Below are 25,776 nucleotides of genomic sequence, written 5' to 3'. Positions count from 1 at the left end.
GGAATAGTGGATAACTGCCTCCAGCCCGTATGGACTGTAGCCTGGCAAAAACGCCCTCACTCCCTTTTCCGGAGGGATAAAAAAAATTTATCGCTATTTTTTGATATTTATCAGCTAACGAAGCGGCCTGGAATGGCCGGGATCTTGCTCGCATTTTCATCATTTTCTTGCATGCACCATTACGACACCGCCAGGCACTGGCAATGTGCACAAAACAACGCCAGCCCTCCGGCCAGCCAGACGTTACCGCCTGCGCGGCACACTCTCCTGCTGTTTTTTGACCCCAATCCCTCTTCTGGCAAGAGAATTGCAATTTTCTTCCGACGACCTGTACGTGGGGCGGATAGCATCATGCTGGAGGAATCTATGTTGAGTCTTCGCGCAGTGAATCATTATTACGGTAATCAACACTCCCTATGGGATGTGGATCTCGACCTGCTGCCCGGTAAATGTACCGGTGTGCTGGGGCTTCCAGGAATGGGAAAGACTACGCTGACCAATTGCATTATCGGCAATTTACCGATCGAAAGCGGCACCATGTTCTGGCATCAGGCTGGCGCACCGCCGCGCGACCTGAGTCCCATTCCGGCGGCAAATCGCATCGCGCTGGGCATTAACTACGTTTCACAAGAGAGACGGATTTTTTCGCAATTGACGGTAGAGGAAAATCTGCATATTGCGCGCCAGGCGGTTGAGGAAAGCGAAACGATGAACAGCAGTGATATTTACCGCCTGTTTCCACAGTTGTTCGTACTGCGTCAGGCCAAAGGGGCGGCATTATCGGAAGATGATCAGCACCAGCTTGCGCTCGCCAGCGCGCTGGTCACACGCCCGCGCCTGCTGATCCTCGATGAGCCCACGCGGGGAAGTGGCCAGGCATATATCCACAAACTGGGGAACCTGGTTGTAAGATTAAGCCAGGAGCTCGGCATCGCCATAATGCTCGCGGAGCAGAGCCTGCCGTTTATTCGTCGGGTCGCTGACTGCTACTGCCTGTTACACCGTGGGCGCAACGTGGCTCAGGGGCAAATCACACAGCTCAGCAACCCGCTAATCAACTATTAGGTGACGCCACAGACAAAACGCTAAGATCGATATAACGTCCTGTCGATGCCCGCTCCGGCTCTTCTGCCAGCCAGGGAATTTCCCCCAGCAGCGGAGCCGCAAGCACACGCCTGAGCGTTGCCATATATTCAGCATGACGCTTGCCAGGTGGCGTCACATCATTAGCGACCCATCCGGCAAGCATCAGTCCGGCCTGCTGCACCGCCTGGGCGGTCAGCACAGCGTGGTTGATACAGCCGAGCTTAACGCCAACCACCAGAATAACCGGCAGTTGCTCTGTTTTCACCCAATCAGCAAAACTCAGCGTTGGCGAAAGCGGCGTAAACCACCCGCCGGCACCTTCCACCAGCACCCAGTCAGCCTGTTGTTCCAGCGCGCGTAAACCCGCAGACATTACAGAGGCCTGAATGGGGCGACCTTCGTCCGCGCTGATGATATGCGGTGAGGTAGGTTCTGCGAAGGTATAGGGGTTGATAGCCGCATAATCCACCGTCACAACGCTGTTGCGCTGTAATGCCAGGGCATCGCTATTACGCAGACCTTCAACCGTCATTTCACTGCCCGACGCCACTGGCTTATAGCCGACGGTTCGCAATCCCCTCTGCCCCGCCGCCTGTAGCAACGCGCAGCTGGCGATAGTTTTCCCCACTTCGGTATCCGTCCCGGTGACAAAAAAAGTGTTAGTCACGTTGAATCACTCCCAAAAATAGATGATAGGTCAGCGGATATTTCCCCTGCTGGCAGGGCCAGGCTAGCTGTAGCTGGCGCAACTGTGAGCGGGTGAGGACGCGCGGCTCGCGGCCATCATGCAAATGCGTCGCGCCAATGCCCTTCAGCGAGCGCATGGCGCTCAGCGCATCGTCAAACCACAGCGTGACGGCATGAGACTGGTATTCAACGTCCCACCCATGCAGGGCGTTTTCCAGTTGCTCCACGGGCAAAAAACGATTGGCGTGCTCCCGCTCATCAACCGCTCGCCACGCCTGACGAAGTTCCGGCATTGACCCCTGCGCCAGGGTACTAAACGCCACCGTCCCGCCAGGACGCACCACCCGGTAAAGCTCGCGTAACGCGCCGCGCAGGTCACTGCACCACTGTACGGCCAGATTGCTCCAGGCCAGGTCGAAAGTAGCAGCAGCCTGCGGAATGGCTTCAATATCCGCCAGCAAATAGCGGTGGGCGACATCGTGACGCTGCGCTTCAGTCAGCATTTGCGCCGACAGATCCAGCGCGCAGACCTCGCTCCCCTGCTCCCGCCAGTAACGGCTCATACGCCCGGGTCCGCAGCCCGCATCTAAAACCTGAGAGAATGCCCGACCATCGAGTCGCGCCAGTAACGCATCGGCGCTCTGACGCTGAAGTTCCGCGTGTTGCTCATAGTGAGTAGCCGCGCGACCAAACGCGGCAGCAATCGCCTGCTTATTGACCTGAGCCATGCAGCACCTCCAGTAAGCGATCGATATCCTGGACTTCATGCGCCTGGGTCAGCGTAAGCCGCAGCCTGGCCGTACCAACCGGCACCGTCGGTGGGCGAATAGCCGTCACCCAGCATCCCTGTTGACGTAATGCCTCCGCCAGCTGCAAGGCTTTATGATTGTCGCCCACGATCAGTGGCTGAATGGCGCTGTCTGACTGCGCCAGCGTAAAGTCCGGCGTATTCACCCCAGCGCGAAAACGCTGGATCAGCATCGCCAGTTTTTCTCTGCGCTCATCGCCTTCGCGGCTGCGGATCACCTCCAGCGCGGCACGCAAGGCCTGGGCCTGCGCCGGAGGCATACTGGTGCTGTAGATCAGATGACGGGCAAACTGCAGCAGATAATCGGCCACGCTGTCTGAGCACAAGATTGCCGCGCCGCTGACGCCAAACCCTTTGCCAAACGTCACCACTAACAGCTCGGGTTTCACCTGCTGTCGGGAGCACGAACCGCGCCCTTCCTCACCGCTGACGCCAATCCCGTGCGCATCATCCACCAGCAACCACGCGCCCTGCCGCTCTGCTACCGCGTGAATTTCCGCCAGCGGTGCGCTATCGCCATCCATGCTGAACACACCTTCAGTGACCACGAGTTGTTGCCCCGGACAGGGGGTGGTCAGCAGACGTTCCAGATGTTGGGGATCGTTATGGGTAAAGCGACGTAGCACGGCAGGGCTAAGGCTGGCAGCTTCCAGCAGTGAGGCATGGCTGAGCCGGTCAGCAACAATCCGGTCCTCTTTGCCCATCAGCGCGGCAATGACCGCCTGATTAGCGGCAAAACCGGAGATAAACAGCAGCGCCCGTGAATAGCCGAGCCATTGCGCCAGCTCATCTTCCAGCGCCTGATGAGCAACGGAATAACCGCTGACATGACCCGAGCCGCCGCTGCCGACGCCAAAACGCTCAGCGCCTTGCTGCCACGCGCAGATAATATGCGGATGGTGGCTTAAGCCAAGGTAGTCGTTGCTGGAAAAGTTCAGATACTGGCGACCGTCGGCCTGCAGCCAGCGACCGGCGCCCTGCGTCACCGCATAGCGCCGACGCAACGCATCAGCACGACGACGCGCCGTTAACGCATCGTCTATTTTTTGCTGCCAGGTCATACGGTTGCCGCGTTGTAGTATTCGTCGGTATCTGGGGTACGCAGCGCCTGTTCCAGGCGTTGCTGCTGTTCGTTATCGCCCGCCAGCACCGCCGTTTGCTGCGGATTGAGACCCAGCTTGCGAAACAACAGCAAATCCTTATCTTCGTTCGGATTCGGCGTGGTCAGCAGTTTGCAGCCGTAGAAAATCGAGTTAGCCCCGGCCATAAAGCACATCGCCTGAGTTTGTTCGTTCATCTGCTCGCGTCCGGCTGAAAGACGGACATATGAAGTCGGCATCATGATCCGCGCCACGGCGATAGTACGAATAAAATCAAAGGCATCCACATCGTCGTTATCGGCAAGCGGCGTGCCTTTCACTTTCACCAGCATGTTGATCGGCACGCTTTCTGGCGGCGTTGGCAGATTTGCTAATTGCAGCAACAGACCCGCGCGGTCGGTCACCGTTTCCCCCAGTCCCACAATCCCGCCGGAGCAAACTTTAATGCCCGCCTCACGCACTTTATCCAGCGTATCCAGACGCTCCTGGTACGACCGGGTTGTGATGATATTGCCGTAGAATTCCGGCGAGGTGTCGAGGTTATGGTTGTAGTAGTCCAGACCCGCATTGGCCAGCCGCTGGGCCTGATTTTCGTTCAGCGTACCCAGCGTCATACACGCTTCTAGCCCCAGTTCTTTTACGCCCTGAACCATCTGTTCCAGGTAAGGCATGTCGCGTTCGTGTGGATTCTTCCACGCCGCGCCCATGCAAAACCGCGTTGAACCGGCCTGTTTCGCTTTACGCGCAGAGTCCAGTACCTGTTCAACCTCCATCAAACGTTCCGTTTCCAGACCGGTTTTATAGCGGGAGCTTTGTGGGCAGTATTTGCAGTCTTCCGGGCAGGCACCGGTCTTAATCGACAGCAGCGTACTGACCTGAACCTGCCGCGGATCGAAGTGCTGACGGTGAACCTGCTGCGCTTCAAACAGCAGATCCAACAGCGGTTTTTCAAATAATTCGGTGACTTGCGACATTGTCCAGCGAGAAGAATGAGCCATATTGGTATACGTTTCGTTATGAGTTTGGTGTAGACTCGTAAACCTAAATCTTTTTAATTTGGTTTACAAGTCGATTATGACAACGGACGATCTTGCGTTTGACCAACGCCATATCTGGCACCCTTACACCTCCATGACCTCCCCGTTACCGGTTTATCCGGTGGCGCGTGCCGAAGGTTGCGAACTGATTTTAGCCAGCGGTGAGAGGCTGATAGACGGCATGTCGTCCTGGTGGGCGGCGATCCACGGTTACAATCACCCACAGCTGAACGCCGCGATGAAAACGCAGATTGATGCCATGTCACATGTGATGTTTGGCGGCATTACCCATGCCCCGGCCATTGCTCTGTGCCGCCAGTTGGTGGCGATGACGCCAGAGGCGCTGGAGTGCGTTTTTCTCGCGGATTCAGGTTCGGTCGCCGTAGAAGTAGCAATGAAAATGGCGCTGCAATACTGGCAGGCCAAAGGCGAATCCCGTCAGCGTTTCCTGACATTTCGAAACGGTTATCACGGCGATACCTTCGGCGCGATGTCGGTCTGCGATCCCGACAACTCGATGCACAGTCTGTGGAAGGGTTATCTGCCGGAGAACCTGTTTGCGCCCGCCCCGCAAAGCCGCATGGACGGCGAGTGGGACGAACTGGATATGGTGCCTTTTGCCCGCCTGATGGCCGCGCATCGCCACGAGATTGCGGCGGTGATCCTTGAGCCGATTGTGCAGGGCGCTGGCGGCATGCGCATGTATCATCCCGAATGGTTAAAGCGCATCCGTAAGATGTGCGACCGTGAAGGGATCCTGCTGATTGCCGATGAAATCGCCACCGGATTTGGTCGTACAGGCAAGCTTTTTGCCTGTGAACACGCCAACATAACTCCGGACATTTTGTGCCTCGGCAAAGCGTTAACCGGCGGAACGATGACCCTTTCCGCCACCCTGACCACGCGTCAGGTCGCGGAAACCATCAGCAACGGTGAAGCCGGATGCTTCATGCACGGTCCAACCTTTATGGGTAATCCGCTGGCCTGCGCCGTCGCCTCCGCCAGCCTGTCGTTACTCGAAACCGGCGAGTGGCGCTCACAGGTAGCGGCTATTGAAGCGCAACTGCGGACAGAACTCGCCCCGGCGGCAGACTCCAGTTGGGTAGCCGACGTGCGCGTACTCGGCGCCATCGGCGTGATCGAAACCACGCATCCGGTGAATATGGCGGCGTTACAGAAGTTCTTTGTTGAACAGGGCGTGTGGGTACGACCGTTTGGCAAACTGATCTATCTGATGCCGCCGTACATTATTCAGCCCGATCAGTTGCGTCGTCTGACCCAGGCCGTAAACGAGGCTGTGCGCAGTGCAACATTTTTTAGCGAGTAATCAGCGCCCGGTCCGGACGTGGAAAAGTGGTACAGCCCGGATTATTCGATGACTGATTAAGTAACAATATTTAGACATGAAGGCCGGATTATTCCGGCCTTTTTTTATTTGCATCAAAGAAATTGTAAATCGTTTTATATCGATGCTGAGCAAAAATTGACGGGTGATTTAATAAGCGATAGCGTGAATTTGTCACGTAAGTGATTAAAGTGAAAGGATTTTATGAGATTTTCCTTAAATGGAGTTTTAAGAAAATGGCTATTCCAGCTTATTTATGGCTCAAAGATGACGGCGGCGCTGATATCAAAGGTTCCGTCGATGTTCATGGACGTGAAGACGGCCCGCTTGAGGTTGTACGATGAAACGGCTCGCATTATTGCTACTACTTCCGTTTATTGTGGCCACTTCAGCAGTTGGCGAAGTGAACTGGCCCGATGCGCTGAAAGGCGTGGCTACGGGCGATCAAGCGTGGCTGAATAAAACGCCAGAACTCGCGGCTGCGGCAGATGTTAAGCAGGCCATTAAACTGGAAGATGCTTTATCTGCTGCCCTAACAGCAAATACAACCGGCGCTCTTGATGCGCTCAGCGTCATTGACGCGGGAAAATGGCCGCACATGATCGGGACTGATATTGTCTGCGGAGTGCCTGTTGAAGCTCCAGCAACCGTTGAGGATTTTTATCAGCGGACACGTCCTGCGTTGTTAAGCACTGATAAGGGCGCTCGCTGCTTGTGGTTCCTCGAAGCAACATATGAGGAATGGAAAGCAGACAAAGCCCGTCAGGTTAAGTAAGATAATTAACCCGGTCAATATGGCCGGGTCCTTTCCTCCGCTTCCCTTTGATTTTTCGTGCCGCAGCCGCTCCCTGAATACTCAACACCACACAATAACCGCTCATGCAGTGGGTTTAACCGACAGCACCGGCACCCCGCACACGTTCCGGCACCCAGTAAGGATTATTTAATGACATTTCCCGTCCCGACCGTTGCGGAAAGTACCGACCGCCAGTTACGCGATATGCAGAACACGCTACCCGATGAGAACGTCGACACCAGCAGCGACAGCGACTACGCCGTCCGGGCTAATGCTGTATCAGGCGTGGCGGACGATCTCTACGCCTATCAGGGCTGGATTATTCGCCAGATTTTCCCTGACACCGCCGAGAAGGAGTATCTGGAGTTTACTCGATGCCGCACTGGCTGGACTGGTCACCAGTGCGAATAAAGTACCCTACTTCACCGGAGAGGATAAGGCAGCGCTGGCTGATTTAACTTCTGTTGGTCGTGACATTATCAGCAAGAACACTATTGCCGACATTCTCACATACCTTGGTTTGCACGAAACCGGATTTGCCACCCTTGATTGAACGCAAAACAGTCCAGAATATTTCGCCACGCTACATACGGTTCCTGGCTACACTTTTTGGCTTACGAGAGGAGTCAGCATGAAACTAATCAGTAACGATCTGCGCGATGGCGAAAAGCTTGCGCATCGCCACGTCTTTAACGGCATGGGATATGACGGGGATAATATTTCCCCGCATCTGGCGTGGGATGACGTGCCAGCAGGGGCCAAAAGCTTTGTCGTGACCTGCTACGATCCTGATGCGCCAACCGGCTCCGGCTGGTGGCACTGGGTGGTGGTAAATCTGCCAGCAGATACCCGCGTACTCACGCAAGGCTTCGGCTCCGGGCTGGTTGCGCTGCCGGATGGGGTGATTCATACCCGTACGGATTTTGGGAAAGCAGGTTATGGCGGTGCTGCGCCGCCGAAGGGGGAAACCCATCGCTATATCTTTACGGTTCACGCGTTGGATGTGGAGCGTATTGATGTCGATGAGGACGCCAGCGGCGCGATGGTTGGCTTTAACGTTCACTTCCACTCGCTCGCCAGCGCCTCGATTACAGCGATGTTCAGTTAAGCTGTGTTGTGCCGGATGTCGGCTTCGCCGCATCCGGCCTACTAAACAAGGCTTATCTACAGAAATTCAGGCAACAATTTCAACAATGCCCCCTGGGCTAACAGTTCGGTTGCGCACTCAATATCCGGAGCAAAAAAGCGATCCTGCGTATAGTGGGCAACCTGCTCGCGCAGAGCCTGGCGCGCCTGCTCCAGCAGCGGGCTTGAGGTTAACCCTTCACGCAGGTCAATCCCCTGACACGCCGCCAGCCACTCCACGGCAATCACGCCGCGCGTATTCGCCGCCATCTCCCACAACCTGCGGCCCGCTGCCGGTGCCATAGACACATGATCTTCCTGGTTGGCGGAGGTCGGCAGGCTGTCAACGCTGTGCGGATGCGCCAGCGCTTTGTTCTCGCTCGCCAGCGCGGCCGCGGTTACCTGAGCAATCATAAAGCCGGAGTTCACCCCGCCGTTTTTCACCAGGAACGGCGGCAACTGCGACATATGTTTGTCCATCATCAGCGCAATCCGTCGCTCTGATAACGCCCCGATTTCCGCAATCGCCAGCGCCAGATTATCTGCCGCCATCGCCACCGGTTCAGCATGGAAGTTGCCGCCGGAAATGACATCGCCCTCTTCGGCAAACACCAGCGGGTTGTCGGAAACCGCGTTGGCTTCTACCAGCAGGACCTCCATTACCTGACGCATTTGCGTCAGGCACGCCCCCATCACCTGCGGCTGACAGCGCAAAGAATACGGATCCTGCACTTTTTCACAGTTATGATGCGACTGGGAAAGCGCGCTGGTGTCGGTCAACACGTGGCGGTACAGCGTTGCGGCATCAATCTGCCCACGCTGTCCTCGTGCGGCATGAATACGGGCATCAAACGGACGACGAGAGCCCAATACGGCTTCGGTGGTCAGCGCCCCACACACCGTCGCAGACGCGAACAGCTCCTGGGCTTCAATTAACCCGCGCAGCGCAAAGGCTGTGGAAGCCTGGGTACCATTGAGCAGCGCCAGCCCTTCTTTCGCCTCCAGCGTAATCGGCTCCAGCCCGGCCTTTTTCAGCGCTTCGGTCGCCGGAAGCCATTCCCCCTGCCAGCGCGCTTTACCTTCGCCCAGCAGCGTCAGAGACATATGCGCCAGCGGTGCCAGGTCGCCCGATGCGCCCACTGACCCTTTCGCCGGGATCAGTGGATACACCCCGGCATTCACCAGCGCAATCAGCGCTTCAATCACGCTGAGACGAATACCCGAAAAACCCCGCGCCAGGCTGTTGATTTTCAGCACCATAATCAGGCGAACCATCGCGTCATCGAGCGCCTCACCAACGCCTGCCGCATGGGAAAGCACCAGCGAACGCTGTAAATTCTGCAAATCTTCCGTGGCGATACGGGTCTGAGCCAGCAGGCCAAAGCCGGTATTAATGCCATACGCCGTACGGCCTTCAGCGACAATATTATTGACGCAGGAGACGCTTGCGTTGATCGCATCAATCGCCCCGGCATCCAAGCTCAGTTTGACCGGCTGCTGCCAGATGTCGCGCAGTTGCGCAAAGCTCAGATGACCCGGCGTTAATGTCATGGTGTTCATATCAACGTTTCTCCTGCGTCGCCGCGACCATCGGCAAATTCAGCCCTTCTTCGACGGCGCATTCCACCGCAATGTCATACCCGGCGTCGGCGTGGCGCATCACCCCGGTAGCCGGATCGTTATGTAATACCCGGGCGATACGCGCTGCGGCTTCATCAGTGCCATCGCAAACAATCACCATCCCGGCATGCTGGGAGAAGCCCATTCCTACCCCGCCACCGTGATGCAGTGACACCCAGGTTGCACCGCTGGCGGTGTTAAGCAGCGCGTTCAGCAGCGGCCAGTCGGATACTGCATCAGAACCGTCGCGCATGGCTTCGGTTTCGCGGTTCGGGCTGGCGACGGAGCCGGAATCCAGATGGTCACGGCCAATAACAATCGGCGCAGACACTTCGCCGCTGCGCACCATTTCATTAAACGCCAGCCCCAGTTTTTGACGCCATTCCAGACCGACCCAGCAGATACGCGCCGGTAATCCCTGGAAGTTAATCCACTCACGCGCCATATCCAGCCAGTGGTGCAGATGTTTATCGTCAGCGACGATCTCTTTCACTTTGGCATCCGTTTTATAAATATCCTGCGGATCGCCGGAAAGCGCCACCCAACGGAATGGGCCAATGCCGCGGCAGAACAGAGGGCGAATATAAGCAGGGACGAAACCGGGGAAATCAAAGGCGTTTTCCACGCCCATCTCTTTGGCCATCTGGCGAATGTTGTTGCCGTAATCAAACGTCGGCACGCCCATTTTGCTGAACGCCAGCATTGCCTCGACGTGCGTTGCCATTGAGCGTTTCGCCGCCTGTACCGTGCCCTGCGGATCGGACACCGCTTGCTCCTGATACGCTTCCCAGCTCCAGCCGGACGGCAGATAACCATGCAGCGGATCGTGGGCGCTGGTCTGGTCAGTGACCATATCCGGGCGCACACCGCGCCTCACCAGTTCCGGCACAACGTCGGCGGCGTTAGCGCATAGCGCAATGGAGACCGCTTTCCCCTCACGGGTGTACTTTTCGATACGCGCCAGCGCGTCGTCAAGCGATGTCGCCTGCTCATCCACGTAGCGGGTACGCAGACGGAAATCGATCCGGCTTTGCTGGCACTCAATATTCAGCGAGCAAGCACCTGCCAGCGTTGCGGCTAACGGTTGCGCCCCACCCATGCCGCCCAACCCGGCGGTCAGCACCCAGCGTCCGCTCAGGTTACCCTGATAATGCTGACGCCCGGCCTCAACGAAGGTTTCATAAGTCCCCTGCACGATGCCCTGGCTACCGATGTAGATCCAGCTCCCGGCGGTCATCTGGCCATACATCGCCAGCCCTTTGGCGTCCAGCTCGTTGAAGTGTTCCCAGGTAGCCCAATGTGGCACCAGGTTGGAGTTGGCAATCAGCACGCGCGGCGCATTGTCATGGGTTTTGAAAACGCCAACCGGTTTACCGGACTGGACCAGCAGGGTCTCATCGGTCTCCAGTTTGGTCAGCGCGTTGACGATGGCGTCATAACATTCCCAGTCCCGCGCGGCGCGACCAATCCCGCCGTATACCACCAGCTCATGCGGATTTTCCGCCACATCGGGATCCAGGTTGTTCATTAACATGCGCAGCGGCGCTTCGGTCAGCCAGCTTTTGGCCGTTAAAGTAGTGCCGCGTGGGGCACGAATATCCTGCTGACGGTACTTGCTATGAGACATGGTAGAGCACTCCTCGCGAACGATCGGACAGATAAGCAACATATACTTGTCTATACAAGTTGTCGCAAGCGTGCTTTTAACAAAAAAGATACAATTTTATTATACTGCGGCAGCAATCACGCTTTTCAGGACATAAACCGCCCTTGCAGGCGATAGCGGGAACCCGGGAAGAGCAAACGGGCATGAGAGACAATGGATGACGCAGACCAGGTTTTACGGCGGATCAACAGGCAGGGATCGTGTTCTTTGATATTCAGCAGCGCGCACTCTTCGGCACTGGCGCGGACCGCTTCAACAATATGCTCGCCTTCCGTTAAAGGGGCTATCAGCGACAGATACGCGTGCGGCGTAGTCTGGCTGTAATCCTGCGCCAGATACGCCGGCACAATTTCGGCATTCACGCAGCGATCTTCAATCTGCACCGGCAGTTCGTTCTCGTAGTGCACCATGACAGAGTGAAAAATGGAGGTGCCTTCTTTGACGTTTAACACCAAAGCCTGCTGCGCGCTTGCCTGGGTTCGTTCCAGCGTGATCACCTCGCAGCGGTGCTGATGCTGACGGGCGTTGATTTCATCCGCGATGCTGCGAATTTCAAACAGCGCAGACTGGCCCTTCGGCTCGGCGACAAACGTCCCTACGCCCTGCAAACGAACCAGTAACCCTTCATCCGTTAACTCACGCAGCGCCCGGTTGATGGTCATGCGGCTGAAACCATACTGCGCCACCAGCTCCGCCTCAGAGGGAATGCGATCGTGAGGTTGCCAGATACCGCTGGCAATCTTTTCGCTGATCTCCTGTTTGACCTTTTCGTAAAAAGGTGCCGGAGCAGAACGGGATGGGAGCATGCGTAAGCCTTCCTTAAGCTGAGAATGTGAGTGGGTACAGTTTACAGACATTACCCGAACCTGATAAGCGCAACGCCATCAGGTATATCAGTGCCACCAGTGCGCGATTTGCCAACCTAATCGCGCCGCAACGCGCGCCGCTCTGCCATCATCGTCAAAGCGTGGATTAAATTCAACCATATCCACCGCCTGCAGTTTACCGCTACGACACAGGGGTTCAATCAGATTCAGCAGCGTCGCCAACGGTACGCCCAGCGCAGCGGGTGCCGACACGCCGGGCATTTCCCACACCGGCAGCACGTCGAGATCGATAGTCAGATAGATAACATCCAGGTTGGCGACAAACTGCGCTAACTGCGCCTGCGCCGTTGCACAGTACAGATCCTCAACCACGGTCACACCGAGCCGCTGCGCCTCATCCCATAACGCCAGGGTGTTTGCCGCCCGACTGACGCCGATACAGGCATAGTGAAATTCACGCTGCTGTTCATCGCAAAGCTGCGCCAGTTGGCGAAACGGTGTGCCGGAAGTAGCCTGATCGGCATGGCGCAAATCGAGGTGCGCATCGAAGTTGACGATCCCCACTTTCGCCTGCGGGAACGCATCCAGCACGCCTGCGCCGTGCGCAAATGCGGTTTCGTGTCCTCCTCCCAGAACAAAGGTACGTATATTCTCCTGCTGACAGCGCTGCACCGCATTGCGTAGCGCCTGCTGCGCGCCCTCAAGGTCGGGGGCTTGGGCCACAATATTTCCCAGATCCACCAGCCGATGATGCCCATCGTGGCTGGCTAAATTCGCCAGCGCCTTGCGCAGCACATCAGGCGCTCCGGCGGCTCCCGTCCGGCCCTGATTACGTTTCACGCCTTCGTCGCAGGCAAACCCAAGCAGCGCTATCTGCTCGCGATACATTTCTGGGCTAAATGTCGGGCTCAGCGTGATAGTCTGAAACAGGCGCAGCGCATTCGGCGATTCGGCGCGGTCATCACGTCCCTGCCACAGCGCAGGTGAAACAGGTTGCCAGTGAGTCATACTATTTGTCCTTTGAATACGCGTTGGTAGATCGGGTTACGCCCCGGTTCATACAGGATCTCGACCGGGAGAGTTGCATCCCACACCACAAAATCGGCCACAAACCCGGCCTTCAATTGACCATGAGTGGCATGACGTCCCAGCGCCCGGGCCGCATGACGGGTGACGCCCGCCCATGCTTCTTCCGGCGTTAAGCCAAACTGAACGCAGGCCATATTCATCGCCCAGTGCAGGCTGATAAACGGGCTGGTACCTGGGTTAAAATCTGTCGCCACCGCCATCGGTACCTGATACTGACGCAGCAATGCCACCGGCGGACGCTGTTGCTCTTTAAGGAAATAGAATGCGCCGGGCAGCAGCACGCCGACCGTACCGCTTTGGCTCATCGCCGCTACGCCCGCTTCATCGAGATATTCAATATGATCGGCGGATAACCCGTGGTAGCGGCTTACCAGCTGTGCGCCACCCAGCAATGACAGCTGTTCAACATGACCTTTAATCGGGATGCCCAACGCCTGCGCGGCCTGAAACACCCGCTCGCTCTGCGCCAACGTAAAACCCACGCTTTCACAAAACAGATCGACGGTCTCGAACAGCCCTTGTTCCCACAGCTGCGGCAAAATGGTCTCACACACCAGCGTAATATAGCCGTCAGGATCATCCCGGTATTCTGCTGGAGTCGCATGGGCAGCCAACAGCGTGGGGCTTATTTCAATGATATTCTCCGCCGCCAGCGCTGCTGCCACGCGCAATATTTTCTCTTCTGTCTGCAAATCCAGGCCGTAACCGGATTTTATTTCCAGCAACGTAACGCCTTCTTTGATCAGCTGTTCCATACGCTGATGCGCTAGATGTAAGAGTTGCTCATCACTGGCGCTGCGGGTTGCTGATACCGTGGCATTGATACCCCCGCCCTGGGCGCTTATCTGCTGGTAGGAGACACCGTTTAGCCGCTGCTCCCATTCACCTGCGCGGTTTCCACCAAAGACCAGATGCGTATGACAGTCAATCAGGCCAGGTGTAATTAGCCTGCCCTGCATATCAAAGGTGTTGTCATGTGTGAGATAGAGCGATGACTCCGGGACGATATCGCGAATCTTCCCCTGGCGGACGATCAGCGCATGACCCTCTACCAGCCCATACGGGGTGTTACGTTCGGGATCCATGGTCGCCAGACGAACATTGCGCCAGATAACATCATCAGGGAAGAATTGCTGCATTCGACTCACCACTTGTCATAGGTTGTATAGACATTTATTTTTGATTATACGGATGTTGTCAACCTGAAGGACCGTAATTGTTATGTATTTGTGATATAAGAACTCTCCGCACCGGGCATTACGGCGATAAAAACAACTTTTTACCTTTTAACCTTCCCGTTTCGCTCAACTTAGTATAAAAAAGCAGGCTTCAATGGATAACTTTCAAAGCCCGGAGCAACCTGTGAACATATCATCAGTTTCCCGTCTGGCGCTGGCAATGGCTTTTGGCGTGACGCTGACCGCCTGTAGCTCTACGCCGCCCGATCAAATTCCTTCCGATCAGACCGCGCCAGGTACCTCTTCGCGCCCGATCTTGTCGGCCAATGAAGCGAATAACTTCGTTGCTGCACACTATTTTTCCGCGCTGACGCCAAACACCGCGCCGTGGAGCCCTTCTGCTATTTCTCTGCCTGCACAGCCTGACTTCGTGGTTGGCCCGGCTGGGACTCAGGGCGTCACCCATACCAGCATTCAGGCTGCGGTTGATGCGGCAATCATCAAACGTACTAACAAACGTCAGTACATCGCGATTATGCCGGGCGAGTATCAGGGCACGGTATATATCCCGGCAGCAACGGGGAGTCTGACGCTGTACGGTATGGGCGAAAAACCGCTGGATGTGAAAATTGGCCAGGCTATTGATGGTGACATGAGCACCGCAGACTGGCGTCGTACGGTGAACCCGGGCGGTAAATACATGCCGGGTAAACCGGCGTGGTATATGTTTGATAATTGCCAGAACAAGCGCGGCACAAATATTGGCGTGATGTGTTCTGCCGTCGTCTGGTCGCAAAATAACGGTCTGCAATTGCAGAACCTGACCATCGAAAACAATCTGGGTGACAGCGTTGATGCGGGTAATCACCCGGCCGTTGCGCTACGTACCGATGGCGATAAAGTGCAGATCAATAAGGTCAACATCCTCGGTCGCCAGAATACGTTTTTCGTGACTAACAGCGGCGTACAAAACCGTCTGGAAAACGATCGTCAACCGCGTACTTTGGTAACCAACAGCTACATTGAAGGGGATGTGGATATTGTTTCCGGTCGCGGCGCCGTGGTGTTCGATAACACCGATTTCCGCGTTGTGAACTCCCGTACGCAGCAGGAAGCCTATGTGTTTGCACCAGCGACGCTGTCAAACATCTACTACGGCTTCCTCGCCACAAATAGCCGCTTCACGGCGAGTGGTGATGGCGTGGCACAGTTGGGCCGCTCGCTGGATGTCGATTCAAACACAAACGGTCAGGTCGTTATCCGCGACAGCGTGATCAACGAAGGCTTTAACATGGCAAAACCATGGGCTGACAGCGTTATCTCGAAGCGTCCTTTTGCCGGTAATACCGGTGCACAAGATGACAAAGGTGAAATCCAGCGCAACCTGAACGACACCAACTTCAACCGCATGTGGGAATACAACAACCGCGGTATCGGTAGCAAAGTGGTTGCCGAACCGAAGCAGTAATCACAGCCATCAAACCGCTGGCGGGAACACTCCCGCCAGCCCCCTTCACCGCTTTCAACGTCTTTTCTTCACACAGGTCATATTTTCACCAACGCAGGTTTGAAATCGATCGCGTGAATCAATTTATTTATAGCCAAAATAATTCGAGTTGTATGAAGGCAAGCCCAGGCGCTAACATAAGTAAGTTACAGAAACGCTTAACTGGATAAATATTATTCTGCCGCTAAACTCAATTTTTAACCCAAAATAGATAAAAGCCAATCTATATTAATTTTAATACATTAACCCCATCAATATATATCACTCTCCGGAAAAGGAAAATTACCGTAACGTTATCTAAAAATAACTCAAAAAAACTTAGGATATTTGTTATATATAAAATATATATGAAAAAAATGATTCAAAAAAAACTCATCTGACCAGTCACCTTTTTTCCTAATTATCCCGTCACAACCTTTAGCTTCTGGTGCTTTACGAAAAATGCCGCATATAATGTTTTGGCACAATGTGTGCAGGGTTAATTTTTTACAGCAACTAATATCTAAGGATTTATGGATATGAAAAGCATGATTCATTCATGGAAAAGGAAATCAGCGCAGTATCGTGAGCTGAAAAAGCAGAAAGGCGTAACGCTGCTTGAAATTATCATTGTACTGGGCATTATCGGTATTATTGCCGCAGGCGTGGTTATTCTGGCACAGCGTGCGTTTACATCTCAGGATATTTCAGACCTGACCGATAATACGAACTCTGTCCGTGTTGCGATGACAGAGGCGTATAAAGACTCCGATCAATATCCGGCTCGCCAGGATTCAAATGCAGAAACAAAAGCTGGGATCGAGACATCAACTGGATTATCCGCAATCGTTGGTCTGGTCAAGATGGGTAAAATCGGTCCTAGTGAAGCGTTCAATGGATTCTCTAACGATGCTTTTGAAATTGGACCTGCAAAACTTGCCGCTGATGCCACGAAGAATAAGGCTTTCTTTATGGTAATCAACGGACTGGAGATGGAAGATTGCCGTAACATTGTGTCACAGGTTGGTTCTCAATGGGATTATGTGGCGACCACTACAGCGGCTGCAGGTGCAATGTCTGGTGTAGGTGCTGCAGCAATTGATATCAGTGTTGCTGCTAACCCTGCTAGTGGTATTTTGAAAACAACGACTGCTGATCAGTTAACGCCTGCCAATATCGTCGCAACTGGTGTCTGTGACACTGATCCAACTGGTCCAACTAACGCTATCGTTTTAGGTAGCCGTTAATAAATACTGGCAATATTTTTTTAATTTGTTGTACTTATTCTGCCCTCTTTATTAGAGGGCAGTCCTTCTAAATGGACTTTATAAATGATAAGTAAGCACAGCACGAATGCTCACGGCCGTCAGGCAGGCGTCACCCTTCTTGAAATGATTGTTGTGCTTGCCATTATCGGCATGTGCCTGATGACTTATGCCAATTATAAACGAAAAGAAGCCCAGCAAAGTCACCAACTGATTGTCGCTGATATGATCGCCCGTGATATTTCCGGCGTGATGCGCTTTGTGGCACAAGACAAGCTGGCTACCACAAATAGCGCACAACAAGCCAACCCACTATACGGAAAAAATACTCACGTCAATATCGCGAATTATGATAACCGCGTCACTAACAGGACATTACAGGATTCACCCGACAGGGATGATAATAATTTTTATTCCGGTTGGTCTGCTGCTGTGTCAACACAAACCGATGTATCGCCCACCCGGGGTTCTCGCTATCTGTTTCTGGGTAGCGAATGTAGAAATGGCAATATTGAGAAAGGGAAACTGCCCTTCAAGCTGACGGAATCCATGCTGCCGTGTGAACTACGCCCTGGAGCAGAATCGCTGGAGCTAGTGCTGGAACGCGTGGACTTCGTCAACAACAATCGCACCAGCGGGTTGGGCATTGAACGTGTCGACTTCTATCTCGTCTACCAGAACGAGGTCGAGAACGAAGGCCTCCATTTTGCCGGATTTATTAAGCCGCTGGAAAAAGCGCTGAAAAGCGTCGATCTCGGTTATCTGCAGGCGGTGGTGTTTGAAGTCAACAATAGCGGTAATTTTAACCTGGTAACAACGGCCGCAGACCAACCGCTGCAGATGGGGGACGTTCCCAATAATCTGGACAAGCTCGATGCGAATAAACGTTACGGCATTCGCTTAAGCTTAGACAAAAACAGTGAAGATATTGCGGCCGATGGTTCTGTTCCGGCTGCCAAACTGTGCTGGAACGATGCCAAAGGCGAGGCCGGACCGTGTATTACGGCGATTGATGAAGACCGCCTGCTGATTACCAGCAGCGATGCAACGGGCAAAGATAAAAACGAACCGGCGATGTGCTGGAGCAGAGAGCAAAACAAGAGCACGCTGTGCCTGGCGGCAATGAACAGCAACGGCGTCAATCCGGATGGCAGGCTTAATCCAGACGGCACGCCGTATAATCCGGACGATCGCATTCTGCATCTGCGTACCAGCGCGGATAAAACAGACGGTAGCGAAGTAGATCCTGCTTCGCCGAGCTCGCTCAAAGGCACCACCGGCACGCTGTACGCCAATATCGTGATGGAAAATACCTCGCGCAAGCATCCGGAAAAATGGTATGTGGCTTACAATGGAACTGATGCTGACAGGCTTAAAAACGGTACCCAGGATGATGATGATACCAGTAGCTTACCTAACCAATTTGCAGATGCTTTCCATGGTCAGTATGAGCTGGTGACGCCCACCACCACCTTTTATCAGTCATTCAAAAACGATTACCCGCAGGGTAAAGGTCCGACAGGAGCTGATCCTGTTTATACAGCCGCAAATGATAGTACAAATTACAACAAGCTCTTAAGTGAGCCGGGCGTGATTCGTTTACCGTTGCAAACGTGTCCTAAAGTCACCAGTATCGATAAAGACCGTAAAACCAAGCTGCGTAGCCTCTATCCCCGCCTGTCGGTCGCCATATCATCTGTCGCGGCAGATGAGGATGATGGGGCAAACAAAACCGGTGGCTATTTCGACTATACCCAGCAGGGGGCAACCCGGACGAATAGCTACAAGAGTAAGAACGATCCGAAACCTTTGGGCGCGGTAGCCGCTGTGGCGATCCAGGCCAACATCGTGGTGAACAAAGATATTGTCTCTGCCAACGTCCCGGATAAAGTGGACGTAAACGGAATCTTTGAGGACTGGATCGCGGAGAAATGGTTTAAAGGCACAGGTAATAATCTGGACGAGCCCTTCTGGTTAATCAGCGCCGCGTCGGCAACAATTACCCCAGGTGGCAAAAAAGATGTGAATAAAATAAACCCACAGTCTCTCTCGGTGGTAATTAACCAGTGGTGCAGCACAATCCCGCAGGGGGGAATGATTTCATCCGAAGGTTACGCCTGGACTGAGGCGGAGCCGAATAAGTATGTGCTCCATTCTCTTGTTGCGGAAGATAACGATCTTAAATTTTATAAAGAAAACGGTGATGAACTTAAGATTCCGGACCATGAAAGAAACACCTATTAATCATTGGAAGAGTAAGATGAAAAAAACATGGATAATTGGGGCTGCCGTGTCCGCATTATTAGGCAGCCAGGGAAGTTTTGCCGCCAGCGCGCCAGCCGGGCAAAAAATTGACGCAGGGATGTTAACCACCACGCCAGTGAAAGAAAGTACAACCACGCCGCGAAATCCCTTTTCCGGAGATGATACGGTGAAAAGCGTCGCGCCTGTCAGTGCGCCAGTGGTGGAAATAAAAATTGATTTACTGGAAGAGGAGTTATTAAGCCAGCAGCTTTCAAAATGGGCGCAGCAAAATGGCTATAAGCTGCTCTGGAACAGCTCAACTGATTTTGTTATTTACAAGGCAATTCATTTGCAGGGTAAATCAATACAGGATGTGCTGGTTAAACTTGGACAAGTATTTACGTCAGAAAACTACGGGCTGGTGATTAAAGACTACCAGGCGAATAACGTACTGATCATTGATGAGCAGTAATTACGCAAGGGAATAATGCTATGAAAATTAAAGTTTCGCTTCTGGCGTTGACGCTGGCTCTTCAGGGTTGTACGTCTATTGATACCAAGTACGATAAAAGTATTGTCCAGCAGGAAACCGGCAACCCGACCACTCCGGATGAGATGAAAACGACCGGTTATATGAAATATAACGAGCCCTATCTGGGCAAAAAGGTTGAATATAACTCCCGTAAACAGGCGCTGCTGCGTAAGCAGGTGAGTATTCAGTCTTACGAGCCTACCGATCTGGCGACAATCCTTGAGGCGGTAACCGCGCAAACCGGTATTAGCTACCGTATTAATACTTCCGTTCCCGGTGGAAAATCGGATGCGGGGGAACCGGAGTTCCGCAGCGTTAAGTTCAACGGAACGTTTGAGGAATTTACCCGCTATATTTCCGCGCTGTATGACGTGAATCCACTGCTGGATAACAACGGCGTGCTGGTCGTCTCTTATTTCCAGAACTATGTGCTGAAGCTCGATTTTTACGGCGAAGACAACAAGTTTGAGACCAGTCTCGATCTGTCCGGTAATGAAGCCACTTCCGGCGGCGGTCTGAAAGGCAAAGCCGAAACCAAGTTTGAATCCAGCTTCTGGGACGACGTTGAGGATATGGCGGAAAAATTTGTCTCCAGCGGCGTTTACAGTATTTTCAAAGACGCCTCGATTCTGACGATCACCGCGCGTCCTTCGGAATATCACGCGCTGAATGAGTCGCTGAAGAAATTCCAGGCGGATAATACCCGACAGTTTGTCGTGACTTACAAAATATTTACCCTTGATAAGCGCAAAACGAAAGAGCTGGGCGGTGGGGTCAATATGACCTTCAACGACGGGACCTCCTCTTTTGGTATCGACAGCTCAGAAATGCTGATGAAGCTCTCCGGCGGCTTAACCGCAGGCTGGACCAATCAGCATATGAATATCAGCTCTCAACTGGATGCCCTGTACGAACTCACCGGCAGTAAGGTGATCCAGAGCGGTTCGTTTATTACCCGTAATAACATCCCTATTCCGCTCAACATGACCACGTCGCAATATTATGTCTCCAGCCGTACCAGGGAACAAGATTCCAATACAGGAGACGTCAGTACGGAGGTGGAAACCACGGAACTGGTCACCGGCACCAGCTTTATTCTTACCCCGCGTATCTTAACCGACGGGCGAATTGAAGTGGCCAGCGGCTTTACCAAGCGCTACCTCAACTCAATCGATACCTTTGATGAAGTTCAGTTGCCGTCGGTAAGCACGACGGAAATGTTTAACATTTCCACAATTACGCCGGGTAGCCTGCTGCTGGTCAGCAAATACGAAGCGAAAGAGGATTCTGACGGTCAGGGATGGTCGGTGCTGGCAGGCTCGGTCACCAACAACGATCATGTCGAAACGGTGGTTATGGTAGTCGGTATTGATAATTACCGTGCCCCAACGCAGACCCGATGAGGGCATCATGCTTAAGCACTTATCAGAAAATCGGGTATTAATTGATCTGGTCTGGAGCTACGAGCCCACCTCTCACGAACCTTATTATCTTGACTGGCTGGCACATATACGGCGAACCCATCGCCAGTTAACGATCTTGTCGGATGAAGGGGAAATGGTTACGGGTTTCTGTACTAAACACTCCACCTTATATGAGCCTTTCGCCCTGTGGATGAAAGCCCTGTACGGTGACGGTATTTATTACTATGAGCAGGCGGAAAGCTACTATTTCCTGATTATCTCGCGCGGTGCTCCCGTTTCGGGCAGCGATCGTCAGGTCTCCAGACGCTTCTGGATGAAGCTGAAAGAGCAGCTGAAAGAATCGTCACAGTATGCGGAGCTACCGTTAATTCAGTTAACGGAACAGCACTTTGAGGCGGTGATTGAAGGCTGTACTGAACATCAGCGGCGGCAGAAAAAACGGCGACAGATGATGATCGGCGCTCTGTTAGCAGGCGGCATCGTATTTTTACTGGTGTTTATGACACTGCTGAAATTATTTATAAAAGGATGAGAACGTGGCGGTCTCTGAAAATCTCTATTTCTGGAAACGTCGTAATATTATAGGGGGCGGTTCTACCGGGCGAGGAGGTAATATTATCGTCTGGGTCGTTACGCTACTGATTTTATTAGCTGGCGGCGGCGGGGCGGGCTATTACTATTTTATCTGGAAACCGGAGCAGGAACGATTGGCCAGAGTCCAGGCTGAACAGGCTGCCCGCCAGCAAAAAATCAAAGCTATCGAAGATTTTTATCGCAACTCGCTCACGGGCGGCAGCATTTCTGATGCCAGCCTGCTGCTGGAGCAGCTCTTGCTGGCGAATAAAAAACTGTCGCAGGTAGGCTTTGCGCCAAAAAGTATTGAATGTACCAGTACGGGCTGTTCACTCAGCTATGCGCTGAATCCAGGGCGGATATTTAGCGTGGCCGATATTAATCTCTGGGGCAAAACCTGGTCGCCCAGTTTTTCAAAAAACACGCTGGACTATACGGGCGTTGAGTCCGGGATGAATAAACACCCATGGCTCAGCGCGTGGCAGAGTAAAAATACGGTCAATCTGCCGGTCTGTACCGATGTATTAAGTTATATCAGCACCTGGAACTCATTAGGCGGACGAAATACCGAACTGGTATTAACGGGAATGCCCTCCTCTGCCGTTGGGCAAAATGAAAGCGCGCTGAAAAGTGCGGTAACGTCATTCGGCATGCTGTTCGCCGGTTGGACGATCACCTCACCGACTAAAATGGATTTCTCAGGCGTGTCGTTGGTGTTGAATAAACAACCCTTTGCCGACGCGTTTATTATCAAATCAATCGTATTCAATGAAAACTCAACGCTCGTTACCGGAGGACTGGCATGCAAAAAGGGAAATTAATCATTGCGGGAATAGTGTTGACGCTTTCACCTGCTCTTTACGCCGCAGATACGGCAGAAATCATCCCCGCGCAGCAGGTTGTGCAAGCGGAAGGCACGCCGCCGTTAAGCGACGTATCGCCGATGCAGGATCACGTTGTTGAGATGATAGAAAAAGATTTCAACTTCGAGAGCCAGTACCGCGAGCTGGCGAATCAGCTTGCGCTGGAAAAAGTCCGCAGCGAGCTGCGTAAGCTGCGCGGTGAGAAAAAGGCGGATAGCGCAGCGGTTATGCCGGTGAGCACCGCCAGCACAATGGATGATATTAGCGCTTCCCCAGGAGCAACGTCAGAATCTGCGCCTGGGCTGCGGCCGCTGCTGATTTCCGAAATCGCGGGTCAAAAACGCGTGGCGATTGCCGGCGCCGACGGCGGCGTGAAGATGGTGCCGCTGAATCAGCGTTTTAGCTACGGCGGTTATGACTATATTGCGCGTCATAACCAGGCAAATGACGTGACGGTCGAGGTTGTGGGTAAGTGATCGATTATATCCAGTTTAACGAGGAGAACATTCATTCTCAGGAGTGGCAATTCCAGGAGTATGACGGCGATATTCTGGTTGCTGAACATGCGGATGAAGCCTGGTTACTGGTATCCACGCCTTTGATTGATAATCTGGCACCAATGCAGGCGGTGTGCCACCGCCTGCAGGTTTCCCATAATATTCAGGTTAAGGGAATAGCGCAGGTTACTGAGAAAAATTATTACCTGATCGTTGAACAACTGCTGTCGGCGGGAAGTAAGCTGCTTGAACAGGAAAGCAGTAACACACAGCTTGCGCTGGAAGAGATGCTGAAAAAGGCCGTGGCGTTGAAGGCCAGCGACCTGCATATCACGCGTAATGATATGGTGGCGAATATTGAGCTGCGCATTAACGGCGTGCTTTGTCCGTTTATACAGATGAAGGCGTCACGCTGCGATGAGCTGGTGTTCGTGCTCTACAACGTTGAGGCAAGCACCCGCGACACCACCTGGAACCGCAATATTGCGCAAAACGCCAATATCCTCTATTCGCTGGCGGGGAAAAGCTACCGCTTCCGCTATGCGCACTATCCGATATTTGGCGAGACCAGCGATTGCTACCACGCGGTATTGCGAATAATTCCATCGGGTCTGGACAGAGCCAGCGTCGCGAGTCTGGATAAGCTTGGCGTTTCCGATGAGGAAATTAGCGACCTCAAAAGGATCCTGAGCAACCCCTACGGGGCTTATATTATTGCCGGAACAACCGGTTCGGGAAAATCCACTACCTTGAAAAATCTGATGGAGTGGATGCAGATCAACCGCTATGACAATCGCGGCTGTTTTCTGACCGTAGAAGATCCGGTCGAATATCAGATCTATGGCGCGACGCAAAGTTCGGTATTAAGCGGCGAATCCGGAGGATTCCATTCGGCGATCAAATCCTCGCTGCGTCGCGACCCGGACGTACTGATGGTAGGGGAAATTCGCGACAATATCTCTTCTAACGCGCTGGCCGGGGCGGTGGAAAGTGGTCACTACTGCTTTACCACCGTGCACGCAGGCAACATCGTTTCGTTATTACAACGCTTATCCGCGCTCGGTATTACCAGCGATAAGCTTTCAACGCCGGGCTTTATTGCGGGCTTACAGTGCCAGAAGCTAATACCGGTACTGTGCCCGCAGTGTAAAACGTCGTTACGGACCACCGCCATTAAGGGACGCGAATTCCAGCTTTATGAAAAAAACGCTGAAGGCTGTCCGGCCTGCAAACATACCGGTATTGGCGGACGCCAGTTGGTGATGGAGTATTTGCTGCCGGTGTATGACGAGCTGGAGGCCATTGCTGAACAGAGGTGGCTTAAAGTTTATACCGTCTGGCGCGCGAAGCGATTAAAACAGACCGGCCTGAGCGAAGGATTCGAAATTAAAGAAAAAACGATGGCGGCGGTACTTCAGGGACGCGTGTGCGCGACCTGGTTTCAAATGGAGTTTGGGCAAATCGTTCAGGAAGAGCTGGAGGTAATAGTTGAAAAAATTCGGTAAGAAACAGCGTATTTATCTTTATCAGTTTTGCGCGGACATGATTAACGCTGAACTTCCGTTGTATGACGCGTTGCAAAAATTACGCGCGGAAGGGGAAAAACTGCTCGGCAAAGGATTTGCTAAACGTCTGGAAGAGCTGACCGCGAAAATGGCGAAAACCACCTCCATTGCAATGGTTTTCGAGGGGCTGGTCCCTGAATCAGAACTGAGCGTGATTAACGCGGCGGAGCGCAGCGGCAGCCTGGCCGACGGTTTTATCACCCTGGTAAACGTGATTAATTATAACGATGAACTGCGCAAGAAAATCGTCGGCGCCATCACCTTCCCGCTCATTATGCTGGTCCTGTCGCTGGTGGTAATTGCGGGTTATGCTTATAAAGTGTTCCCGGCTTTTGAAGGCGTTGTACCGGTTGAAAAATGGCCTGGCGTCACCAGCGCGCTCTATATTTTGGGGATGGCGCTGTGTAATGGGCTGTGGATATATATCCTCATTGGTTTTATTGCGCTGGTTACCGTGATAAAAACGGCGATGGGTAAAATGACCGGGAATATTCGTAATCAGTTTCTTGACCGAATTATGCCGTTCTCAACGTATAAGCAGTTGACCGCCTCTATTTTTCTCAACAACCTGGCGCTGATGTTAAAAAACGGCATTCCGCTCAATGATGCACTCAGCATTATTAACCTGAACTCCAGCCGCTGGCTGCGCTGGCACCTGGCCGGGATGCAGAAGAAAATGGCGGCAGGCGTCAGCTATGGGGAGGCGCTCAATTCGGGTTTACTGAACACGGAAACGCTGCTCAATATCAGCCTTTACGCCGCGCTACCTTCGTTTAATGAGGTGCTGCTGGCGGTATCAAATAAATCACGTGAACACATTCGGGAATATATCACTAAACTTTCCGGGTTATTAAAAGCGCTCTCCACGCTGATATTAGGCGGTTGCGTTATTTGGGTTTTTGCCGCGTTGTTTTCGCTCAGCGACAAGCTGGCGGCGATGGGTGCCAGCGGTTCTTTTTAGGA

At 53.3% G+C, this 25,776-nt stretch carries 24 protein-coding genes and 1 pseudogene; 16 read left to right on the top strand and 9 right to left on the bottom strand.

Annotated features, from left to right (window positions below; translation table 11 throughout):
- Positions 1-366 precede the first annotated feature (366 nt).
- Positions 367-1,065, top strand: a complete 699-nt coding sequence (locus GPJ68_RS07795) for an ATP-binding cassette domain-containing protein (protein WP_172860552.1) — start codon at positions 367-369, stop codon at positions 1,063-1,065.
- Here GPJ68_RS07795 and bioD read toward each other — a convergent pair.
- Genes bioD through bioB form a run of 4 tightly spaced genes read right to left on the bottom strand, consistent with a single transcriptional unit; the run spans position 1,055 to position 4,679 of the window.
- Complete coding sequence (gene bioD / locus GPJ68_RS07790) at positions 1,055-1,753, bottom strand: dethiobiotin synthase (RefSeq protein ID WP_104652262.1); 699 nt, start codon at positions 1,751-1,753, stop codon at positions 1,055-1,057. The genes GPJ68_RS07795 and bioD overlap by 11 nt on opposite strands.
- A complete protein-coding gene (bioC, locus tag GPJ68_RS07785) occupies positions 1,746-2,501 on the bottom strand; it encodes a malonyl-ACP O-methyltransferase BioC (RefSeq protein ID WP_016156049.1) in 756 nt (251 codons plus the stop codon). Before bioC ends, bioD begins: the two co-directional genes overlap by 8 nt.
- Entirely contained in the window at positions 2,485-3,642 is a 1,158-nt protein-coding gene (bioF, locus tag GPJ68_RS07780; protein ID WP_104652263.1) for an 8-amino-7-oxononanoate synthase, read from the bottom strand. Before bioF ends, bioC begins: the two co-directional genes overlap by 17 nt.
- The gene (gene bioB / locus GPJ68_RS07775; protein WP_029139462.1) at positions 3,639-4,679 is read right to left on the bottom strand and encodes a biotin synthase BioB; all 1,041 of its coding nucleotides are present in this window, start codon (positions 4,677-4,679) and stop codon (positions 3,639-3,641) included. Before bioB ends, bioF begins: the two co-directional genes overlap by 4 nt.
- A gap of 76 nt (positions 4,680-4,755) precedes the next feature.
- Between bioB and bioA the strand changes: the two genes are divergently transcribed.
- The 5 genes and pseudogenes from bioA to GPJ68_RS07755 all read left to right on the top strand — a co-directional run bounded on the left by bioA (position 4,756) and on the right by GPJ68_RS07755 (position 7,967).
- Complete coding sequence (bioA, locus tag GPJ68_RS07770; protein ID WP_172860553.1) at positions 4,756-6,045, top strand: adenosylmethionine--8-amino-7-oxononanoate transaminase; 1,290 nt, start codon at positions 4,756-4,758, stop codon at positions 6,043-6,045.
- A 358-nt stretch (positions 6,046-6,403) separates the two neighbouring features.
- Positions 6,404-6,838 carry a hypothetical protein gene (locus GPJ68_RS07765; protein WP_049043076.1) on the top strand — a complete coding sequence of 145 codons (435 nt, stop codon included), beginning with the start codon at positions 6,404-6,406 and terminating at the stop codon, positions 6,836-6,838.
- A gap of 171 nt (positions 6,839-7,009) precedes the next feature.
- On the top strand, positions 7,010-7,270 hold the full coding sequence (locus GPJ68_RS07760; RefSeq protein ID WP_104652265.1) for a hypothetical protein: 261 nt from the start codon (positions 7,010-7,012) through the stop codon (positions 7,268-7,270).
- Positions 7,239-7,391: pseudogene (locus GPJ68_RS25100) on the top strand (phage tail protein); the annotation flags it as partial. The gene GPJ68_RS07760 and the pseudogene GPJ68_RS25100, both read left to right, overlap by 32 nt.
- A 99-nt stretch (positions 7,392-7,490) precedes the next feature.
- Complete coding sequence (locus GPJ68_RS07755) at positions 7,491-7,967, top strand: kinase inhibitor (RefSeq protein WP_180837223.1); 477 nt, start codon at positions 7,491-7,493, stop codon at positions 7,965-7,967.
- A gap of 56 nt (positions 7,968-8,023) precedes the next feature.
- On the opposite strand, the gene hutH is transcribed toward GPJ68_RS07755, so the two are convergent.
- The 5 genes from hutH to hutI form a co-directional block, all read right to left on the bottom strand.
- A complete protein-coding gene (hutH, locus tag GPJ68_RS07750; protein WP_104652267.1) occupies positions 8,024-9,544 on the bottom strand; it encodes a histidine ammonia-lyase in 1,521 nt (506 codons plus the stop codon).
- Between the two features lies 1 nt (position 9,545).
- Positions 9,546-11,231 (bottom strand): urocanate hydratase, encoded by a 1,686-nt coding sequence (hutU, locus tag GPJ68_RS07745; RefSeq protein ID WP_180837221.1) that lies wholly within the window; start codon positions 11,229-11,231, stop codon positions 9,546-9,548.
- A gap of 125 nt (positions 11,232-11,356) precedes the next feature.
- Complete coding sequence (locus GPJ68_RS07740) at positions 11,357-12,076, bottom strand: histidine utilization repressor (RefSeq protein WP_016152334.1); 720 nt, start codon at positions 12,074-12,076, stop codon at positions 11,357-11,359.
- 87 nt (positions 12,077-12,163) lie between these two features.
- Positions 12,164-13,105 carry a formimidoylglutamase gene (hutG, locus tag GPJ68_RS07735; protein ID WP_104652269.1) on the bottom strand — a complete coding sequence of 314 codons (942 nt, stop codon included), beginning with the start codon at positions 13,103-13,105 and terminating at the stop codon, positions 12,164-12,166.
- Positions 13,102-14,325: an imidazolonepropionase gene (hutI, locus tag GPJ68_RS07730; protein WP_104652270.1), complete on the bottom strand. Its 1,224-nt coding sequence runs from the start codon at positions 14,323-14,325 to the stop codon at positions 13,102-13,104. The genes hutG and hutI overlap by 4 nt, the downstream gene beginning before the upstream one ends.
- 223 nt (positions 14,326-14,548) lie before the next feature.
- On the opposite strand from hutI, the gene GPJ68_RS07725 reads away from it, so the two are divergent.
- The 10 genes from GPJ68_RS07725 to GPJ68_RS07680 all read left to right on the top strand — a co-directional run bounded on the left by GPJ68_RS07725 (position 14,549) and on the right by GPJ68_RS07680 (position 25,774).
- A complete protein-coding gene (locus GPJ68_RS07725) occupies positions 14,549-15,832 on the top strand; it encodes a putative acyl-CoA thioester hydrolase (protein ID WP_046274669.1) in 1,284 nt (427 codons plus the stop codon).
- 557 nt (positions 15,833-16,389) lie between these two features.
- Positions 16,390-17,097, top strand: coding sequence for a type IV pilus major pilin (locus GPJ68_RS07720; protein ID WP_104652271.1), 708 nt, complete (start codon positions 16,390-16,392; stop codon positions 17,095-17,097).
- 84 nt (positions 17,098-17,181) lie between these two features.
- Positions 17,182-19,359 (top strand): type II secretion system protein, encoded by a 2,178-nt coding sequence (locus GPJ68_RS07715; RefSeq protein ID WP_104652272.1) that lies wholly within the window; start codon positions 17,182-17,184, stop codon positions 19,357-19,359.
- A gap of 16 nt (positions 19,360-19,375) precedes the next feature.
- Positions 19,376-19,831, top strand: a complete 456-nt coding sequence (locus GPJ68_RS07710; RefSeq protein WP_016156036.1) for a TcpQ domain-containing protein — start codon at positions 19,376-19,378, stop codon at positions 19,829-19,831.
- A 20-nt stretch (positions 19,832-19,851) separates the two neighbouring features.
- Positions 19,852-21,294, top strand: a complete 1,443-nt coding sequence (locus GPJ68_RS07705) for a type II and III secretion system protein (RefSeq protein WP_080859031.1) — start codon at positions 19,852-19,854, stop codon at positions 21,292-21,294.
- Positions 21,295-21,301: 7 nt separating this feature from the next.
- A complete protein-coding gene (locus GPJ68_RS07700) occupies positions 21,302-21,847 on the top strand; it encodes a hypothetical protein (protein ID WP_104652273.1) in 546 nt (181 codons plus the stop codon).
- A gap of 4 nt (positions 21,848-21,851) precedes the next feature.
- The gene (locus tag GPJ68_RS07695) at positions 21,852-22,709 is read left to right on the top strand and encodes a hypothetical protein (protein ID WP_104652274.1); all 858 of its coding nucleotides are present in this window, start codon (positions 21,852-21,854) and stop codon (positions 22,707-22,709) included.
- Positions 22,691-23,227 carry a hypothetical protein gene (locus tag GPJ68_RS07690; RefSeq protein ID WP_053389688.1) on the top strand — a complete coding sequence of 179 codons (537 nt, stop codon included), beginning with the start codon at positions 22,691-22,693 and terminating at the stop codon, positions 23,225-23,227. Before GPJ68_RS07695 ends, GPJ68_RS07690 begins: the two co-directional genes overlap by 19 nt.
- Entirely contained in the window at positions 23,224-24,753 is a 1,530-nt protein-coding gene (locus GPJ68_RS07685) for an ATPase, T2SS/T4P/T4SS family (protein ID WP_104652275.1), read from the top strand. Before GPJ68_RS07690 ends, GPJ68_RS07685 begins: the two co-directional genes overlap by 4 nt.
- Positions 24,737-25,774 carry a type II secretion system F family protein gene (locus GPJ68_RS07680; protein ID WP_104652276.1) on the top strand — a complete coding sequence of 346 codons (1,038 nt, stop codon included), beginning with the start codon at positions 24,737-24,739 and terminating at the stop codon, positions 25,772-25,774. The genes GPJ68_RS07685 and GPJ68_RS07680 overlap by 17 nt, the downstream gene beginning before the upstream one ends.
- Positions 25,775-25,776: the final 2 nt, after the last annotated feature.

Source organism: Citrobacter sp. 172116965 (assembly GCF_013458095.1).
Classification (GTDB): Bacteria; Pseudomonadota; Gammaproteobacteria; order Enterobacterales; family Enterobacteriaceae; genus Citrobacter; species Citrobacter braakii.
The sequence above is the reverse complement of the archived record's forward strand: the minus strand, read 5'-3'. Positions and strand labels throughout refer to the sequence as shown.

Coding starts and splice junctions, on each gene's coding strand:
- GPJ68_RS07795 (WP_172860552.1), top strand. CDS start 367: ATGTTGAGTCTTCGCGCAGTGAATCATTATTACGGTAATCAACACTCC.
- bioC (WP_016156049.1), bottom strand. CDS start 2,501: ATGGCTCAGGTCAATAAGCAGGCGATTGCTGCCGCGTTTGGTCGCGCG.
- bioF (WP_104652263.1), bottom strand. CDS start 3,642: ATGACCTGGCAGCAAAAAATAGACGATGCGTTAACGGCGCGTCGTCGT.
- bioB (WP_029139462.1), bottom strand. CDS start 4,679: ATGGCTCATTCTTCTCGCTGGACAATGTCGCAAGTCACCGAATTATTT.
- bioA (WP_172860553.1), top strand. CDS start 4,756: ATGACAACGGACGATCTTGCGTTTGACCAACGCCATATCTGGCACCCT.
- GPJ68_RS07765 (WP_049043076.1), top strand. CDS start 6,404: ATGAAACGGCTCGCATTATTGCTACTACTTCCGTTTATTGTGGCCACT.
- GPJ68_RS07760 (WP_104652265.1), top strand. CDS start 7,010: ATGACATTTCCCGTCCCGACCGTTGCGGAAAGTACCGACCGCCAGTTA.
- GPJ68_RS07755 (WP_180837223.1), top strand. CDS start 7,491: ATGAAACTAATCAGTAACGATCTGCGCGATGGCGAAAAGCTTGCGCAT.
- hutH (WP_104652267.1), bottom strand. CDS start 9,544: ATGAACACCATGACATTAACGCCGGGTCATCTGAGCTTTGCGCAACTG.
- hutU (WP_180837221.1), bottom strand. CDS start 11,231: ATGTCTCATAGCAAGTACCGTCAGCAGGATATTCGTGCCCCACGCGGC.
- GPJ68_RS07740 (WP_016152334.1), bottom strand. CDS start 12,076: ATGCTCCCATCCCGTTCTGCTCCGGCACCTTTTTACGAAAAGGTCAAA.
- hutG (WP_104652269.1), bottom strand. CDS start 13,105: ATGACTCACTGGCAACCTGTTTCACCTGCGCTGTGGCAGGGACGTGAT.
- hutI (WP_104652270.1), bottom strand. CDS start 14,325: ATGCAGCAATTCTTCCCTGATGATGTTATCTGGCGCAATGTTCGTCTG.
- GPJ68_RS07720 (WP_104652271.1), top strand. CDS start 16,390: ATGAAAAGCATGATTCATTCATGGAAAAGGAAATCAGCGCAGTATCGT.
- GPJ68_RS07715 (WP_104652272.1), top strand. CDS start 17,182: ATGATAAGTAAGCACAGCACGAATGCTCACGGCCGTCAGGCAGGCGTC.
- GPJ68_RS07710 (WP_016156036.1), top strand. CDS start 19,376: ATGAAAAAAACATGGATAATTGGGGCTGCCGTGTCCGCATTATTAGGC.
- GPJ68_RS07705 (WP_080859031.1), top strand. CDS start 19,852: ATGAAAATTAAAGTTTCGCTTCTGGCGTTGACGCTGGCTCTTCAGGGT.
- GPJ68_RS07700 (WP_104652273.1), top strand. CDS start 21,302: ATGCTTAAGCACTTATCAGAAAATCGGGTATTAATTGATCTGGTCTGG.
- GPJ68_RS07690 (WP_053389688.1), top strand. CDS start 22,691: ATGCAAAAAGGGAAATTAATCATTGCGGGAATAGTGTTGACGCTTTCA.